Annotated in this window: 17 protein-coding genes and 1 tRNA gene; 6 read left to right on the top strand and 12 right to left on the bottom strand. The window is 53.0% G+C overall.

What is annotated here, in order from left to right:
• Positions 1 to 100: 100 nt before the first annotated feature.
• The 3 genes from pnuC to OGY83_RS00855 are packed head-to-tail and all read right to left on the bottom strand — an operon-like array spanning position 101 to position 2,308.
• On the bottom strand, positions 101 to 829 hold the full coding sequence (gene pnuC, locus OGY83_RS00865) for a nicotinamide riboside transporter PnuC (protein ID WP_286634929.1): 729 nt from the start codon (positions 827 to 829) through the stop codon (positions 101 to 103).
• Positions 829 to 1,578, bottom strand: coding sequence for a nucleoside phosphorylase (locus OGY83_RS00860; protein ID WP_286634927.1), 750 nt, complete (start codon positions 1,576 to 1,578; stop codon positions 829 to 831). Before OGY83_RS00860 ends, pnuC begins: the two co-directional genes overlap by 1 nt.
• A gap of 25 nt (positions 1,579 to 1,603) precedes the next feature.
• Complete coding sequence (locus OGY83_RS00855) at positions 1,604 to 2,308, bottom strand: Crp/Fnr family transcriptional regulator (RefSeq protein ID WP_123269236.1); 705 nt, start codon at positions 2,306 to 2,308, stop codon at positions 1,604 to 1,606.
• A 193-nt stretch (positions 2,309 to 2,501) separates the two neighbouring features.
• On the opposite strand from OGY83_RS00855, the gene ppiC (OGY83_RS00850) reads away from it, so the two are divergent.
• Together ppiC (OGY83_RS00850) and ppiC (OGY83_RS00845) are read left to right on the top strand one after the other, a co-directional pair.
• Complete coding sequence (gene ppiC, locus OGY83_RS00850; RefSeq protein ID WP_038634595.1) at positions 2,502 to 2,783, top strand: peptidylprolyl isomerase PpiC; 282 nt, start codon at positions 2,502 to 2,504, stop codon at positions 2,781 to 2,783.
• A gap of 49 nt (positions 2,784 to 2,832) precedes the next feature.
• The gene (ppiC, locus tag OGY83_RS00845) at positions 2,833 to 3,114 is read left to right on the top strand and encodes a peptidylprolyl isomerase PpiC (RefSeq protein WP_003017999.1); all 282 of its coding nucleotides are present in this window, start codon (positions 2,833 to 2,835) and stop codon (positions 3,112 to 3,114) included.
• Positions 3,115 to 3,214: 100 nt separating this feature from the next.
• Here ppiC (OGY83_RS00845) and ilvC read toward each other — a convergent pair whose 3' ends face one another.
• The gene (ilvC, locus tag OGY83_RS00840) at positions 3,215 to 4,690 is read right to left on the bottom strand and encodes a ketol-acid reductoisomerase (protein ID WP_003829020.1); all 1,476 of its coding nucleotides are present in this window, start codon (positions 4,688 to 4,690) and stop codon (positions 3,215 to 3,217) included.
• Positions 4,691 to 4,854: 164 nt separating this feature from the next.
• On the opposite strand from ilvC, the gene ilvY reads away from it, so the two are divergent.
• Together ilvY and fabV are read left to right on the top strand one after the other, a co-directional pair.
• Positions 4,855 to 5,757 (top strand): HTH-type transcriptional activator IlvY, encoded by a 903-nt coding sequence (gene ilvY, locus OGY83_RS00835; protein ID WP_003829023.1) that lies wholly within the window; start codon positions 4,855 to 4,857, stop codon positions 5,755 to 5,757.
• A gap of 172 nt (positions 5,758 to 5,929) precedes the next feature.
• Entirely contained in the window at positions 5,930 to 7,123 is a 1,194-nt protein-coding gene (gene fabV, locus OGY83_RS00830) for an enoyl-ACP reductase FabV (RefSeq protein WP_003829025.1), read from the top strand.
• Between the two features lie 63 nt (positions 7,124 to 7,186).
• On the opposite strand, the gene ilvA is transcribed toward fabV, so the two are convergent.
• The 6 genes from ilvA to ilvL all read right to left on the bottom strand — a co-directional run bounded on the left by ilvA (position 7,187) and on the right by ilvL (position 13,739).
• Positions 7,187 to 8,731, bottom strand: coding sequence for a threonine ammonia-lyase, biosynthetic (ilvA, locus tag OGY83_RS00825; RefSeq protein ID WP_286634925.1), 1,545 nt, complete (start codon positions 8,729 to 8,731; stop codon positions 7,187 to 7,189).
• A gap of 5 nt (positions 8,732 to 8,736) precedes the next feature.
• Positions 8,737 to 10,587: a dihydroxy-acid dehydratase gene (gene ilvD / locus OGY83_RS00820; protein ID WP_286634924.1), complete on the bottom strand. Its 1,851-nt coding sequence runs from the start codon at positions 10,585 to 10,587 to the stop codon at positions 8,737 to 8,739.
• Between the two features lie 60 nt (positions 10,588 to 10,647).
• Positions 10,648 to 11,577 (bottom strand): branched-chain amino acid transaminase, encoded by a 930-nt coding sequence (locus tag OGY83_RS00815; RefSeq protein ID WP_003018014.1) that lies wholly within the window; start codon positions 11,575 to 11,577, stop codon positions 10,648 to 10,650.
• A gap of 17 nt (positions 11,578 to 11,594) precedes the next feature.
• The gene (ilvM, locus tag OGY83_RS00810) at positions 11,595 to 11,858 is read right to left on the bottom strand and encodes an acetolactate synthase 2 small subunit (protein ID WP_003018017.1); all 264 of its coding nucleotides are present in this window, start codon (positions 11,856 to 11,858) and stop codon (positions 11,595 to 11,597) included.
• Positions 11,855 to 13,501, bottom strand: a complete 1,647-nt coding sequence (gene ilvG / locus OGY83_RS00805; RefSeq protein ID WP_286634922.1) for an acetolactate synthase 2 catalytic subunit — start codon at positions 13,499 to 13,501, stop codon at positions 11,855 to 11,857. Before ilvG ends, ilvM begins: the two co-directional genes overlap by 4 nt.
• 139 nt (positions 13,502 to 13,640) lie before the next feature.
• Positions 13,641 to 13,739, bottom strand: coding sequence for an ilv operon leader peptide (ilvL, locus tag OGY83_RS00800; RefSeq protein WP_001311244.1), 99 nt, complete (start codon positions 13,737 to 13,739; stop codon positions 13,641 to 13,643).
• A gap of 352 nt (positions 13,740 to 14,091) precedes the next feature.
• Between ilvL and OGY83_RS00795 the strand changes: the two genes are divergently transcribed.
• Positions 14,092 to 15,612: a YifB family Mg chelatase-like AAA ATPase gene (locus OGY83_RS00795; RefSeq protein WP_286634921.1), complete on the top strand. Its 1,521-nt coding sequence runs from the start codon at positions 14,092 to 14,094 to the stop codon at positions 15,610 to 15,612.
• Positions 15,613 to 15,636: 24 nt separating this feature from the next.
• On the opposite strand, the gene maoP is transcribed toward OGY83_RS00795, so the two are convergent.
• Complete coding sequence (maoP, locus tag OGY83_RS00790; protein ID WP_003018025.1) at positions 15,637 to 15,975, bottom strand: macrodomain Ori organization protein MaoP; 339 nt, start codon at positions 15,973 to 15,975, stop codon at positions 15,637 to 15,639.
• Between the two features lie 106 nt (positions 15,976 to 16,081).
• Between maoP and hdfR the strand changes: the two genes are divergently transcribed.
• Positions 16,082 to 16,927, top strand: coding sequence for an HTH-type transcriptional regulator HdfR (gene hdfR, locus OGY83_RS00785; RefSeq protein WP_095533172.1), 846 nt, complete (start codon positions 16,082 to 16,084; stop codon positions 16,925 to 16,927).
• A 100-nt stretch (positions 16,928 to 17,027) separates the two neighbouring features.
• On the opposite strand, the gene OGY83_RS00780 is transcribed toward hdfR, so the two are convergent.
• Positions 17,028 to 17,103, bottom strand: a tRNA-Trp gene (locus OGY83_RS00780).
• Positions 17,104 to 17,228: the final 125 nt, after the last annotated feature.

Genomic DNA, 17,228 nt, shown 5'->3' with positions numbered 1-17,228 from the left:
GATTGCTCAATCTGTAAACACGGGGGAGGTGGATTGTAGCAGAAAGAGGGAGAAAAAGAGTAACAGGCTACCCCTGTGAGTAGCCAGAAAATCGGGTCAATCAGGAAGCCGTCACGGCAAGCGGTGTGTAACCGTTGCGCTGTGCGCTCTTGATCCAGCTGTAAGATCCCATCACCGCGATTGCCGTCAGCAGGACATATTCGAGCGACATGGCGTAGACGCCCTGCACCGCGTAAATAACCACACTAATCACGTCGATGAGTACCCACAGCAGCCAGTTTTCGACATATTTACGCGTCATCAGAATCATGGCCGCAATCGACAAGACCAGCATGGTGGAATCCCAGAACGGGAAGGCGTCGGGCTGTAGGTCAGGCATCGCGACCTGCATACCAAATGTTTGCAGCAGGGCAATCATGATACGGGTGAGCACCGCAAACACCGGATCGATAAACAGCGTCATCAATACTATCGCCACCGCACAGACGCCGCCCAGTACCAGGGTTTGCTGGCGGGACAGCCAACGTACCTTGAGCGCAGCTTCCTGCGCCTCGTTTTGCCGGCTCCAGGCATACCCGCCGTAAATGTTAGCAGCGAAGAAAAATACCTGCAGTAACAGGCTGGCATAGAGCTGAATCTGAAAGAAAATCGCCGCAAACAGCGTGACGTTAATCAGGCCAAACAGGTAATTGATGATTTTTTCCCGGCTGGCACACCAGATACATAGCAGACCAAATACGGTACCAATGGCTTCAATCCACGATAGTGCATAGCCGCCTTCGCCGAGAGGAATGTTGACCATTACATTGTTAATGCTAAAAAAGTCCATCACTGACCTCCTTGCTGACTATCGGAATGAATGGCGCGTAGCGCCAGGACAATTTGCCGTTCTTCGCCCTGTTGGCACAACGTTTCCTGCTGGACGTAATCATTGATGCTGCTATCCAGACAACCGTTGTGAGCGACAACCACGTTGAGTAACGATGCCGTACGTAACCCGCGTAGCGAACCAATGGTCATCAGAGCGGCGCTCTCCATATCGGCTCCCAGAATGCCAAGCGCCGACCACTGAACATCAAGTTGCGCTTCATGGTCGGTATAAAAACTGTCATGGCTGCGCACCAGACCACATGTGGCGGGAATATTCATCTGACGCGCCTGCGCCATCAGTTCCCAGATTAACTGCGGGTCAGCGCAGGCTGGATAGCCAGCAGGCGCATAGGTACGGCTGGTCCCGTCATCCGTTACCGCGGCATGGGCGATAATCACGTCACCGAGCGCAAGATTATCCTGCAATGCTCCACAACTGCCGATACGAATCAGGGTCTTTACACCGATTTGACGCAGTTCTTCAATGGCAATCGCCGTAGACGGCCCACCGATTCCGGTAGAGAGTACTAAAATCTCGATCCCCTGATACCAGCCTCGCGCGGCGCGAAACTCACGGTTTTGACCAAGCGATTCTGGGTTATCAAGAAAATTGATGATGCGGTCGACCCGCTGTGGGTCACCCGGCAGCAGCGCGTATCGTGCGCCAGTCATCTCCTGATTTAACTGGATATGGGGTTGCAGCGACATTCACCCGCCTCCTTCACTCTTGCGGTTATCCGATATCAGCCTCCTGCTTTAGTTTTTCAGAGGCTAATAACACAATACTTTCACCATCGGTATCAATAATCTGTAACGCTTTCAGGTCATGTAAAATACGGTTAATACTGCGGGTTGTCGCAGCCAGTTCCTGGCTGAGGTTTAACTTATCCAGCAAAATTTTATTCGTGCCATCTTGTTGATAACGCAACCATAACGCCTGGCACACTCGCTGATACAGCGAGTAAAGATTGTCGCTACTGGCCTTTTTCGACAGCTGGTAATATTGCTGACTAAAGAAGCGCAGCATCCGCTGGTTAAAATGGTTATCTAACGCCAGCCAGCGGCTGAAGTATTCCTGCGACAAGCTCAGAAGCTGCACATGTCCAACCGCCACCACCGAACAGATGTAATGACGCGACTCAAAAATCTCGAGTTCGCCCAGCATATCGCCTTTCCGGTAGCGGGCCTGACGATAACGACGTCCATCTTCAGCCTCATAGAAAACATCGACTTCACCGGCAATAATCAGCGAAAAACGCTGGCATATTTCCCCCTGTCGACAGATAAAGACACCGCGCGGGATCTCTTCAAAACGCCAGCGCTGCAAGATGTCCAGAGGGCAATATTTCAGTAATTCGTAGAGCTGTGGATCGCAAACAATATCACTGAGCCCGGAAAGCCAGCCGACTGAAAATTCAGGTTTTTTCATTGTATTCATGTTATCTCGCTCTACGGCTGTAGGGACAGGACGGCGGTCCCCGGCAAAAGGGAATGCGGCAGATAAAATGTCGCTCATCTCCCGTTTCCATACATCAGGCGAGACATCTGTCCCGCGATGACGAAGAGTATATGTCCACGACTAAGACGGGTGATAAAGTAACGGGACATCTTTGAGACATGAGAACAAAATAATGGCTAAGAGCGCGGCAGCCCTGCATATCCTGGTGAAAGAAGAGAAATTAGCTCTGGAGATCCTGAGCAAGCTGGATCGCGGTATTAGCTTCGATCATTTGGCAAAACGCTATTCTCGCTGCCCCTCTGGGCGCAACGGCGGCGATCTGGGCGAATTCAAACAAGGGATGATGGTGGGACCATTTGATGCTGCTGTGTTTAGCTGCCCACTGCTTAAACCTTACGGACCTGTAAAAACCAAATTTGGCTACCACATCATCAAAGTGCTGTATCGACGGTAAGCCATGCTAAAATCGCGAGCCTTACAGCCCCCTTTTTGAAGGCATGATCATGGCAAAAACAGCAGCAGCAGTGCATATCCTTGTTAAAGAAGAGAAACTGGCACTGGATCTTCTGGAACAGATTAAAAACGGCGCCGACTTCGGCAAACTGGCGAAGAAACACTCCATCTGCCCATCAGGCAAACGCGGCGGTGATTTAGGTGAATTCCGTCAGGGCCAGATGGTCCCGGCGTTCGACAAAGTGGTCTTTTCCTGCCCTGTGCTGGAGCCAACCGGCCCGCTGCACACTCAGTTCGGTTACCACATCATTAAAGTGCTGTACCGTAACTAATAAAAAGCCCGGTGTTTAAACACCGGGCTTTTTTTGCCGGATGGCGCTTCGCTTATCCGGCCTACGAAGCGCTGTTGATATACCATTTCTCTACGAGGAATTATCCTGCGACCGCAATACGCTTCATATCGGTCATATAGCCACGCAGTTTCTGGCCCACTTTCTCGATAGCGTGGCCGCGAATGGCGTCGTTCACGTCACGCAGCTGCGCGTTGTCTACCGCGCCTTCGGCAATCGCTTTGCCCAGGTCGCCGGTCTGCAGGGTGGTCATGAACTCTTTCAGCAGCGGTACGCAAGCGTAAGAGAACAGGTAGTTGCCGTATTCTGCGGTATCAGAGATAACCACGTTCATTTCGTACAGACGCTTACGGGCAATGGTGTTGGCGATCAGCGGCAGTTCGTGCAGTGATTCGTAGTAAGCAGATTCTTCGATGATGCCGGAATCCACCATGGTTTCGAACGCCAGCTCAACGCCCGCTTTCACCATCGCAATCATCAGAACGCCTTTATCAAAGTACTCCTGCTCGCCGATTTTACCGTCGAACTGGGCAGCGGTTTCGAATGCGGTTTTGCCGGTCTCTTCACGCCAGGTCAGCAGTTTCTTATCGTCGTTGGCCCAGTCAGCCATCATGCCGGAAGAGAATTCACCGGAGATGATGTCGTCCATGTGTTTCTGGAACAGCGGCGCCATAATTTCTTTCAGCTGCTCGGACAGCGCGTAAGCACGCAGCTTAGCTGGGTTAGACAGACGGTCCATCATCAGGGTGATGCCGCCCTGTTTCAGCGCTTCGGTAATGGTTTCCCAGCCGAACTGAATCAGTTTTTCAGCATATGCCGGGTCAGTACCTTCTTCCACCAGCTTATCGAAGCACAGCAGAGAACCGGCCTGCAGCATACCGCACAGGATAGTCTGCTCGCCCATCAGGTCAGATTTCACTTCCGCAACGAAGGAGGACTCCAGCACGCCCGCACGGTGACCGCCGGTGGCCGCAGCCCAGGCTTTAGCAATCGCCATGCCTTCGCCTTTCGGATCGTTTTCCGGGTGAACGGCGATCAGGGTCGGTACACCGAAGCCACGTTTGTACTCTTCACGAACTTCAGTACCCGGGCACTTCGGTGCCACCATCACTACGGTGATGTCTTTACGGATCTGCTCGCCCACTTCGACGATGTTGAAGCCGTGGGAGTAACCCAGCGCCGCACCGTCTTTCATCAACGGCTGTACGGAACGCACAACGTCAGAGTGCTGTTTGTCTGGAGTCAGGTTAACAACCAGGTCTGCCTGTGGGATCAGCTCTTCGTAGGTGCCTACTTTGAAGCCGTTTTCGGTCGCTTTGCGCCAGGAAGCACGCTTCTCAGCAATCGCTTCTTTACGCAGTGCGTAAGAGATATCCAGACCGGAGTCACGCATGTTCAGGCCCTGGTTCAGACCCTGAGCGCCACAGCCGACGATGACCACTTTTTTACCCTGAAGGTAGCTCGCACCATCGGCGAATTCGTCGCGGCCCATAAAGCGACATTTACCCAGCTGTGCCAGCTGCTGGCGCAGGTTCAGTGTATTAAAGTAGTTAGCCATGATGGTGTACTCCGTGATGTTGTGTTGTGGTGCTTATTATTCGGTTCGCAGATTTGTATTTGCGAGATTGAATCCACATTACAACAGGAAATTTATTGCGGAAATTGATATATTCACAACGTCACATTGCAATTTATGCAACGTAGAAAACCGGAGGCTCGTCTGTGGATTTACGCGATCTGAAAATGTTCCTGCATTTGGCTGAAAGTCGTCACTTTGGCCGCAGCGCGCGGGCAATGCACGTTAGCCCCTCCACGCTCTCGCGGCAGATTCAGAGGCTGGAAGAAGATCTCGGGCAGCCACTGTTTGTGCGCGATAACCGCACGGTCACGCTGACCGAAGCGGGGGAAGAACTGCGAGTATTTGCCCAGCAGACGCTGTTGCAGTATCAACAGTTGCGCCACACCCTCGATCAACAAGGGCCGTCGCTGTCGGGCGAACTGCATATCTTCTGTTCGGTAACTGCCGCCTACAGCCATCTGCCGCCCATTCTCGATCGTTTCCGCGCCGAGCATCCATCGGTGGAAATTAAGCTCACCACCGGCGACGCCGCCGATGCGATGGATAAAGTGGTCACTGGTGAAGCCGATCTGGCGATTGCCGGTAAGCCCGAAACGCTGCCTGGCGCGGTGGCGTTCTCGATGCTGGAAAATCTGACGGTCGTGCTAATCGCCCCAGCCCTGCCCTGCCCGGTGCGAAATCAGGTATCGGTCGATAAGCCGGACTGGTCAACGGTGCCGTTTATCATGGCCGATCAAGGTCCAGTACGCCGCCGCATCGAGCTGTGGTTCCGCCGTCACAAAATCAGCAACCCATCGATTTACGCCACGGTAGGTGGCCACGAAGCGATGGTTTCAATGGTGGCGCTGGGCTGTGGCGTGGCGCTGCTGCCGGAAGTGGTGCTGGAAAACAGCCCGGAGCCGGTACGTAATCGCGTGATGATTTTAGAGCGAAGTGACGAAAAAACACCGTTCGAGCTGGGCGTCTGCGCGCCGAAAAAGCGGCTGCATGAACCGCTGATCGACGCGTTCTGGAAGATTGTTCTGGAACGTAAATCTGCCGAGTAGCGCCAGCGTCAGGCCTAAAATCAGTGGTAGATTCAGTATTGGCGCTCCTTTTCTGTATAATGTCGCGATCCATTGTAGTGGGGGGCTTGTTAACCATCGCGTTAAGCAGGCCAGAACAGACGGTGTCATTGCGCACTTGACAGCGAAAATACAAACTTAATTAGCCATCATTATGATAATCAAACCAAAAATTCGTGGATTCATCTGTACAACGACCCATCCGACTGGCTGCAAAGTCAATGTGGAAAAGCAGATCGAGTACGTTAAGCAGAACGGGAAAATCGAGAACGGTCCGTCCCGCGTGCTGGTGATCGGTGCTTCCACCGGTTACGGTCTGGCTTCCAGAATTTCCGCCGCCTTTGGCAGCGGTGCCGCCACTATCGGCGTATTTTTCGAAAAACCGGGCACGGATACCAAACCAGGTTCCGCAGGCTGGTATAACTCTGCAGCTTTCGACGAAGCGGCCAAGCGTGAAGGTCTGTACTCCAAAAGCATCAACGGCGATGCGTTCTCTGACGAATGCCGTGATGAAGTGATTAAACTGATTAAAGAAGACCTGGGTCAGATTGACCTGGTGGTTTACTCACTGGCTTCCCCAGTGCGTAAAATGCCGAAAACCGGCGAAGTTGTCCGCTCTGCGTTGAAGCCAATCGGTGAGGTTTACACCTCTAAAGCGATCGATACCAACAAAGATCAGATCATCACCGCCAGCATTGAGCCGGCTACCGAAGAAGAAGTACAGAACACCGTCACCGTGATGGGCGGCGAAGACTGGGAACTGTGGATGGGCGCGCTGAGTGAAGCAGGCGTGCTGGCTGACGGCGTGAAAACCGTAGCCTACTCCTACATCGGTACCGATCTGACCTGGCCAATCTACTGGCACGGCGCGCTGGGCAAAGCGAAAGAAGACCTCGATCGCGCGGCGGGTGAACTGCGTAACCAGCTGGCCCCGCTGAACGGTTCCGCTAACGTTGCCGTACTGAAATCCGTCATCACCCAGGCATCTTCTGCGATTCCGGTAATGCCACTGTACATCTCCATGGTCTTCAAGCTGATGAAAGCGCAGGGGATTCACGAAGGTTGTATTGAGCAGATCAACCGTCTGATGACCACCAGCCTGTACGGCGATAAAGTGGCGCTTGATGACAACCAGCGTATTCGTATGGATGACTGGGAACTGCGTGACGACATTCAGCAGGCATGCCGCGATCTGTGGCCGCTGATCACCACCGAAAACCTGGCGCAAGAAACCGACTATGCAGGATACAAACAGGAATTCCTGAACCTGTTCGGTTTTGCCCTCGACGGTGTGGATTACGACGCTGACGTGAATACCGAAGTCGAATTCGACGTTATCACGCTGTAATCTGCTGATTCAGTAGCAAAAAGGGTTCATGTTTTTACATGAACCCTTTTTTAATGGCTGTTGTTAACCCGCCAGGAAGAACCTGAACGCCGGGTTATGTGTTTCATCGTGACAGTCATAACCCAGCTCGTTTAGCCGCGTTTCGAAATCAGGCTCGTGTTCACCCAACTCAAACGCCGCCAGTACGCGGCCATAATCGGTGCCGTGACTGCGATAGTGGAACAATGAAATATTCCAGTGCGTCCCCAGGGTATGCAGGAATTTGAGCAACGCCCCCGGCGATTCAGGAAATTCAAAGCTGTAGAGACGTTCCTGTAAGGGTTTCGACGGACGTCCACCGACCATATAGCGCACGTGTAGCTTCGCCATCTCGTCATCAGACAGATCCACCACGCTGTAGCCACCCTCGTTGAGCAGTTGCAGGATTTCCTTACGCTCTTCCAGCCCGCGACTCAGACGTACGCCGACAAAAATGCAGGCGTCTTTCGCATCAGCAAAGCGGTAGTTAAACTCGGTCACTGAGCGCCCGCCCAGCAGTTGGCAAAACTTAAGGAAGCTGCCCTTTTCTTCCGGAATGGTTACGGCCAGTAAGGCTTCACGCTGTTCCCCCAGCTCGCAACGTTCAGAAACATAGCGCAGGCCGTGGAAGTTAACGTTAGCGCCGGAAAGAACATGCGCCAGACGCTCGCCGCGAATATTATGTTGGGCGATGTATTTTTTCATCCCCGCCAGCGCCAGTGCCCCGGAAGGCTCCGCCACTGCACGTACATCCTCGAACAGGTCTTTCATTGCCGCGCAAATAGCATCGCTATCGACAGTGATGATGTCATCGAGATATTCCTGGCACAGACGGAAGGTTTCATCACCAATACGTTTCACCGCCACGCCTTCGGCAAAGAGCCCCACACGCGGCAGATCCACCGGATGACCGGCATCCAGCGCCGCTTTCAGGCAGGCCGAATCTTCCGCTTCCACGGCAATCACTTTGATTTGCGGCATCAACTGTTTAATCAGCACCGCAACACCTGCCGCTAATCCGCCACCACCAACTGGCACAAAGACACGATCGAGATGCGCGTCCTGCTGGAGCAGCTCCAGCGCCAGCGTGCCCTGCCCGGCAATCACCATCGGATGATCGAACGGCGGAACCCAGGTAAAACCCTGCTGCTGCGACAATTCAATCGCTTTAGCTTTAGCTTCATCAAAATTCGCGCCGTGCAGCAGTACTTCTCCGCCGAAGCCGCGAACGGCATCGACTTTAATATCGGCGGTAGCCGTTGGCATGACAATCAGCGCCTTCACGCCTAATCGCGCAGAAGAGAAAGCGACCCCCTGAGCATGATTACCAGCCGATGCGGTAATGACGCCATGCACTTTTTGCTCTTCGGTCAAGCCCGCCATCATGGCATAGGCGCCACGTAGCTTGAAGCTGTGAACGGGTTGACGGTCTTCGCGCTTCACCAGAATGACGTTGTCGAGGCGCGAAGAGAGTTTTTCCATTTTTTGTAGCGGCGTTACCTGTGCCGCTTCGTATACCGGCGCACGCAGTACCGCTCTGAGATACTCGGCGCCCTCAGGAGCGCCAGATAGAGGTTGTGAATCCGCCATGGTCATTATCCCCCGAGCTTCGACTTATCGCGCACCGCACCTTTGTCGGCACTGGTTGCCAGGCTGGCGTAGGCGCGCAGTGCGAAGGAGACCTGACGCTGACGATCTTTTGGCGTCCAGGCTTTATCACCGCGAGCTTCCTGCGCTTCACGGCGCGCAGCGATTTCCGCATCACTCAGTTGCAATTGAATGCCACGATTCGGGATGTCGATGGCAATCATGTCACCATCTTCGATGATCGCAATATTACCGCCGCTGGCCGCTTCCGGAGAAACGTGACCGATAGAGAGACCAGAAGTACCGCCAGAGAAACGACCGTCGGTAATCAGCGCGCAAGCCTTGCCGAGGCCCATCGATTTCAGGAAGGTGGTTGGGTAGAGCATTTCCTGCATGCCTGGCCCGCCTTTCGGCCCTTCGTAGCGAATGACAACCACGTCGCCAGCCACCACTTTACCGCCGAGGATTGCTTCAACCGCATCGTCCTGGCTTTCATACACTTTTGCCGGGCCGGTGAATTTCAGGATACTGTCATCCACGCCTGCAGTTTTCACGATACAGCCGTTTTCCGCGAAGTTACCGTACAGAACTGCCAGACCGCCGTCTTTGCTGTAAGCGTGCTCCAGCGAGCGGATACAGCCTTCAGCGCGGTCATCATCCAGCGTATCCCAACGGCATTCCTGTGAGAACGCCTGGGTAGTACGAATGCCGGCCGGGCCGGCGCGGAACATTTTTTTCACCGCGTCGTCTTTGGTCAACATCACGTCATATCGATCGAGCGTTTGCGGTAGAGTCAGGCCCAGCACGTTTTTCACGTCGCGGTTCAGCAGTCCGGCACGATCCAGTTCGCCTAAAATACCCAGAACGCCGCCCGCGCGGTGTACGTCTTCCATATGGTATTTCTGCGTGCTCGGTGCCACTTTACACAGCTGCGGGACTTTGCGGGACAGCTTGTCGATATCACTCATGGTGAAGTCGATTTCCGCTTCCTGCGCGGCCGCCAGCAGGTGCAGAACGGTATTGGTGGAGCCGCCCATGGCGATATCCAGCGTCATGGCGTTCTCAAACGCCGCTTTGCTGGCAATGTTGCGCGGCAGGGCGGAGGCATCATCCTGCTCGTAATAGCGTTTGGTCAGCTCGACGATGCGCTTACCTGCGTTGAGGAACAGTTCTTTACGGTCGGCGTGAGTCGCCAGCAGTGAACCGTTCCCCGGCTGCGACAGGCCCAGCGCTTCAGTCAGGCAGTTCATCGAGTTAGCGGTGAACATACCGGAACAGGAGCCGCAGGTCGGACAGGCGGAACGTTCAACCTGCTCGCTTTGTGAGTCGGAAACTTTCGGGTCAGCACCCTGAATCATCGCATCAACCAGGTCGAGCTTGATGATTTGGTCAGAGAGCTTGGTTTTCCCGGCTTCCATCGGACCGCCGGAAACAAAGATCACCGGAATATTCAGGCGCAAAGAGGCCATTAACATCCCGGGGGTGATTTTGTCGCAGTTGGAGATGCAGACCATCGCATCGGCGCAGTGGGCATTAACCATGTACTCAACGGAGTCAGCGATCAGCTCACGCGAAGGCAGTGAATACAGCATGCCACCGTGCCCCATGGCGATACCATCATCCACAGCAATGGTGTTGAACTCTTTCGCCACGCCGCCTGAGGCTTCGATTTGTTCGGCAACCAGCTTACCGAGATCGCGCAGGTGGACGTGACCCGGCACAAACTGGGTAAAGGAGTTCACCACAGCGATTATCGGTTTACCGAAGTCATCATCGGTCATCCCGGTGGCGCGCCACAGTGCGCGGGCACCCGCCATATTGCGGCCGTGGGTGGTGGTAGCAGAACGATACTTAGGCATGCTTGATTAACTCCCGTCTGTCTAATAATTGGGACGGTGCGTGCCGTCCCAAATTTATGTTTATTGATTAACCTGATCCAACCAGCCGTATTTATCTTCCGTTTCACCGGTGAAGAGGCCAAAGAAGGCCTGCTGGATTCGTTTGGTGACCGGACCGCAGCGGCCTTCGCCCACCTGGATACCATCGACGCTGCGTACTGGGGTGATTTCGGCCGCGGTACCGGACATGAACACTTCGTCGGCCAGGTACAGCGATTCACGGGACAGCACCTGCTCACGAACTTCGATATCGAGGTCTTTCGCCAGCTTAATGATCGCATCACGGGTGATACCCGGCAGTGCAGAAGAGGTAAACGGCGGGGTAAACAGAATGCCGTCTTTTACTTCAAACAGGTTTTCGCCCGCACCTTCGGAGATGTAGCCATTCACGTCCAGCGCAATGCCTTCCTGATAGCCATGACGACGCGCTTCGCTACCCACCAGCAGTGAAGACAGATAGTTACCGCCTGCTTTAGCCGCGGTAGGGATGGTGTTCGGCGCAACGCGGTTCCAGGAAGAAACCATCGCATCGATCCCCTGCTCCAGCGCTTCTGCACCAAGGTAAGCGCCCCACGGGAACGCGGCGATGATCACGTCAGTGGTGTATCCCGCTGGCGGGTTAACGCCCATCCCCACGTCGCCAACAAACACCAGCGGACGGATATAGGCGCTGGTCAGATTGTTTTTACGAATCACCTCGCGGCAAGCTTCCATCAGCTCATCAACGCTCTGAGAAACCGGAAAACGATAGATCTTGGCTGAATCACGCAGACGCTGCATATGTTCGCGATGACGGAACACCACCGGCCCTTTGTGAGAATCGTAGCAACGGATGCCTTCGAATACTGAAGTACCGTAGTGCAGCGCGTGGGACATCACGTGAACCTTCGCGTCTTCCCAACGAATCATCTCGCCATTAGACCAAATGTAATCAGCTTTTTTCGTCGTCATTTTTCTTCCTTTTGCGCTCAGGCGCGGATTTGTTGTGATGTGGTTGTGCTCTGGCAGATAGCAACATGTGCAACGTCTACCAGTTTACTTAACTGACTAAACAGTAAGTCGACCGACCGGGGGCTGGCAACGGTCAATTCGATATTTATATTTTGCGCATCGCTGGCGGCTTCCATATTCATGGAGCACACCTGAAAACCACGATGGCGTACCACGCGTAAAACACGTTCTAACGTTTCCGGATTGAAACGAGCCTCAACGGCGACCTGATGTTGCATCATGATAATTTCTCCAGCATTTCTGAGTTACTGGCACCTGGCGGTACCAGAGGCCAGACATTCTCAAGTTCGTCGATTGAGACATGAAGCAGGTATGGCCCCTCGCTGTTCAGCATGGTGTCGAGTGCCGCTTCAACCTGGTCTTTACGGGTGATGTGTTGACCTGGTATGCCGAAGGCGCTGGCCAACATGAGGAAATCGGGGTTATCGGTAAGGGTGGTTTCGCTATAACGTTCCTGGAAAAACAGCTGCTGCCATTGTCGCACCATGCCTAACCGCTGGTTATCGAGTAAGACTATTTTCAGCGGCAACTGCTTACGTTTTACGGTGCCCAGTTCCTGTACATTCATCATGAAGGAGCCGTCACCGGAGATACAGATTACCGTATCGTTCGGGCGAGCAACCTGCGCGCCAACCGCAGCAGGCAGGCCAAAGCCCATCGTGCCCAGCCCGCTTGAGGTGATGAAATTTTCCGGGCGGGTGTAGGTCATATGCTGCGCCGACCACATCTGATGCTGACCAACATCCGTTGTCACTACGCTGTCCGCGGGTTTGCGATCGGATAACTGCTTCAACAACAGTGGCGCGTAGATAGCCTCACCGGGATGGTCATAGCGCCAGGTATGCTCTGTGCGCAGTTCAGCGCTATGCTGACGCCATGCGTCAATCTTCAGCGATTGCTGCAATGCCGGCAGCAGAGAATTTAAATCACCCTGCAATGCTACGTGTGCCTGGCGCAGCTTGTTCATTTCCGCAGGGTCGATATCCATGTGGATCACGCTGGCGTTCGGTGCGAAGGTATTCAGCTTGCCGGTCACCCGGTCATCAAAACGCGCGCCCACTGCAATCAGTAAATCACATTCTTGCACCGCGAAATTTGCCGCTTTAGTGCCGTGCATTCCCAGCATGCCCAAATAGTATGGGTAGTCAGCCTCTACTGCGCCCAGCCCCTTCAACGTGCAGGCGACCGGCATTTGGGTTACCGCGATAAATTCACGCAGAGCCGGGACCGCTTGCGCCATACCAACGCCGCCACCGACGTACAGGATCGGTTTCTGCGCCTGCGCCAGCATTTTACGTGCCAGCTCAACGTCAGCGTGCGGGAAAACCTCTACGTTTTCGACGGTCGTAAAATACGGCTCCAGCGTACCGCTGGCCAGCTGGATGTCTTTCGGGATATCAACCAGAACCGGACCCGGACGACCGGAGTTCGCCACAGCAAAAGCCTCAGCCATGATGCGCGGCAGCTCTTCCAGTGACTGCACCAGGAAGCTGTGTTTGGTGCAGGACAGAGACATACCGAGAACGTCCACTTCCTGGAACGCATCCGTTCCGATGAAAGGTGAGGCCACCTGGCCGGTGATCGCCACCACAGGAACAGAATCTAACAGCGCATCGGCAAGTCCGGTGATCAGGTTGGTAGCGCCAGGCCCGGAAGTGGCGATACACACGCCGGTTTTACCGGTCGCACGGGCATAGCCAATCGCCGCCATTGCCGCACCCTGCTCGTGTCGACACAACAAGTGTTCTACGCCGCCGTCATACAACGCATCGTAAACAGGCATAATTGCGCCACCAGGATAACCAAAGACGGTTTGAACCCCTTGTGCACGCAACGCATGTACCACCCACTGTGCCCCATTCATAGTTACATCCCCGCCGTAAATCTTGAGAAACAGAATTTTATGCTACCGTTCACTTTCTGCTCCTCGTGTATGTTTTTAAGGTCAAAAAAAACCCCCGGACCTTTCGGTGCGGGGGTCTTAGTTCGTTAAGGCTTGTTTTCTAAGCCTTTCCTCGTCCAAGTGCAGCCCCGCACGGTGGGATAATAATCACCACCACGCTAATCACGACCAGGCTAATCACTCGTAGAAGGGCTGTCATTTTTGTATTTTCTTGCATCTTGTTCGAAGGAATACCTAAAGAGTTACCATAGAATTTGCAAATGACACAAGATATTTTTTTATTCGTTTTTCTGACGCCGTTAACGGTTTAGATAAATATCGTTGTTTTTTATACAAAAAATCAAAAGTGAAAATATTTCACGTTTCAGGTGATTCTCGGCAACCCGTTCCCTACTAAAAACGTTAATCAAAAGCGTTTGCGAGCGCTATTCCAGGCTTTATGCAAGCAGTGTTGAGCAACATAAAAAAACAGGAATAAGCCTCTAAAAACCGTAATTATGTGAAATCTTGCCGCGATGTATTGCGACATAATGCTTTCATCAGGAGGGCTTATGTCACTATCGATTGTTCACACACGCGCTGCGCTGGGCGTGAATGCGCCAGCCATTACCATCGAGGTACATATCAGCAATGGTTTGCCTGGTTTAACCATGGTGGGATTACCCGAAGCAACGGTAAAAGAGGCCCGCGATCGGGTTCGCAGTGCGATTATTAATAGCGGTTATGAATTCCCGGCAAAGAAGATAACCATAAACCTCGCTCCGGCCGATCTCCCGAAAGAAGGGGGACGATATGATTTACCTATCGCAGTTGCGCTTCTGGCCGCTTCTGAGCAGCTTACTACCCATAATCTCGATACATATGAGCTGGTAGGCGAATTAGCGCTTACAGGCGCGTTACGCGGCGTTCCCGGTGCGATCTCAAGTGCAACCGAAGCCATTCGCGCAGGCAGGAGAATTATTGTCGCAAAAGAGAATGCAGCTGAAGTGGGACTGATACACGGTGAAGGGTGCTTGATAGCCGATCACCTACAGGCCGTATGCGCATTCCTCGAAGGTAAGCATGATTTAGACAGACCATCATCGGCAGATTTTACTCCCTGCGCATTAGCAGATGATCTGAGCGATGTTATCGGCCAGGAACAGGGTAAACGCGGGCTGGAGCTTACCGCAGCTGGCGGTCATAACCTCTTACTCATCGGCCCTCCAGGTACGGGTAAGACCATGCTGGCCAGTCGCCTGAGAGGATTGCTTCCGCCACTGAGTAACGATGAGGCACTGGAAAGCGCCGCGATTCTTAGTCTGGTCAATTCCGACAAGCTACAAAAACAGTGGAAGCAACGCCCTTTTCGTTCGCCGCATCACAGTGCTTCATTAACCGCCATGGTCGGTGGAGGCTCTATTCCTGCGCCAGGCGAGATCTCTCTGGCGCATAACGGCATACTATTTCTGGATGAACTCCCCGAGTTTGAGCGGCGCACACTGGATGCACTGCGAGAGCCCATTGAGTCCGGGCAGATTCATTTATCCCGCACTCGGGCAAAAATAACTTACCCCGCACGTTTTCAGCTTATTGCTGCCATGAATCCCAGCCCAACAGGACATTATCAGGGGAACCATAACCGCTGTACCCCAGAGCAGACGCTACGCTACCTCAATCGATTATCAGGTCCATTTCTTGACCGCTTCGATCTCTCCCTCGAAATCCCCTTACCGCCGCCCGGCATCCTCAGCCAGAACCAGGTAAAAGGGGAAGATAGCGCAACGGTGAAGCAACGCGTTATGGCAGCACGAGAGCGTCAGTATCAGCGGCAGAATAAGTTAAATGCGCATCTGGACAGCCAGGATATCCATAAATACTGTCCACTGCGTAGCGATGATGCGCAGTGGCTTGAAGAAACGCTGGCGCATCTCGGATTATCCATCCGCGCCTGGTTACGCCTGATAAAGGTCGCTCGAACGATCGCGGATATAGAGCAATCTGACCATATCTCTCGCCAGCACTTACAGGAGGCTGTTGGGTATCGGGCGATAGACAGATTACTCATTCATTTACAGAAACTACTGGCATAAAAAAAGGGCTTTCGCCCTTTTTTATTAATCATCAGATTCGGTGTAGTCTTCCGCACCTTCCACCTGAGGTTTCCCGCCAGACAGCGTGTGGAAGCGTTTTGGACGCTTAATGCGCGTCATGTATTTTGACCACACACGTTCAGCTTCGGTAACCGGTTCGCGCTCACCACGGCATACCGCAACAAACAGTTTTTCTTCTTCCGTTACCGGCTCACGCTTGCCCAGATCCAGCTCGTTGAAAGCATAACCGTGACGCTCAAGCAGTTGTGCTTCTTTAATGGTGAAATCACCATGACGGGAGAATCCGCGGGGATAATATTTATTATCGAAATATCGATTAGTCGTCGTAAAGCTTTCCGCCATCCTGCACGCTCCTAATTCTTTGGCCGAGCTATTTATGGCGCGGAGTATTAGTTACGCTTGACAGAGCGTCAAACAAAAGATTTAAATCATAACGACAAATAATTTTATGGAGCGAGTTGTGGATACGGAATTGTTAAAAACTTTCCTGGAAGTTAGCCGGACACGCCACTTTGGCAGGGCTGCTGAAGCGCTCTATCTGACCCAATCAGCGGTTAGTTTCCGGATCAGACAGCTGGAAAATCAATTGGGTGTAAACCTGTTCACCCGACACAGAAACAATATCCGTTTAACCGCTGCAGGTGAAAAATTACTGCCTTACGCTGAAACGCTGATGAATACGTGGCAAGCCGCACGTAAGGAGGTTGCGAATACCTCGCGGCATAACGAGTTTTCTATTGGTGCCAGCGCATCCCTCTGGGAATGCATGCTTAATGGCTGGCTGGGGCGTTTGTACCAATCCCAGGAGCCACAATCCAGCCTGCAGTTTGAAGCGAGGATCGCTCAGCGACAGTCGTTAGTAAAACAGCTCCATGAACGACAGCTTGATCTACTGATTACTACCGAAACGCCCAAAATGGACGAATTTAGCAGCCAACTGTTGGGATATTTCACGCTGGCGCTCTATTGCAGTTCACCTTCACAAACCAAAGATGAACTGAATTATCTGCGTCTGGAATGGGGACCTGACTTTCAGCAACACGAAGCGGGGTTGATTGCAGGAGATGAAGTGCCGGTACTCACCACCAGTTCGGCAGAATTGGCCAGGCAGCAACTTTCAGTCCTCAAAGGTTTTAGCTGGCTACCGGTCAACTGGGCTAAAGGCAAAAGCGATCTCCATACGGTTACCGACAGTACAACGCTTTCACGCCCGTTATATGCAGTTTGGCTGCAAAACAGCGATAAACATGCACTGATTTGCGATCTGCTGAGAACAAATATTCTGGAAGATTAAGGAAAACACTGGCAAGGATGCCGGGAGTAAAATAGAAAGAAGGAAAAACTCAAATTACAGGTAAAAAAAAATCCTTAGCAAGAATGCTAAGGATTGTTTCTGGCAGGGGCGGAGAGACTCGAACTCGCGACACCCGGTTTTGGAGACCGGTGCTCTACCAACTGAGCTACGCCCCTAAATTTTCTTATCATTAAGCCTGCTTAGTAGCAGGCTTAATTTTCTAATAAGTGGCGGAACGGACGGGACTCGAACCCGCGACCCCCTGCGTGACAGGCAGGTATTCTAACCAACTGAACTACCG

The organism is Citrobacter sp. Cpo090 (genome assembly GCF_030332665.1).
Taxonomy (GTDB): Bacteria; Pseudomonadota; Gammaproteobacteria; order Enterobacterales; family Enterobacteriaceae; genus Citrobacter; species Citrobacter portucalensis.
This window is presented reverse-complemented; position numbering and strand designations above follow the sequence as displayed.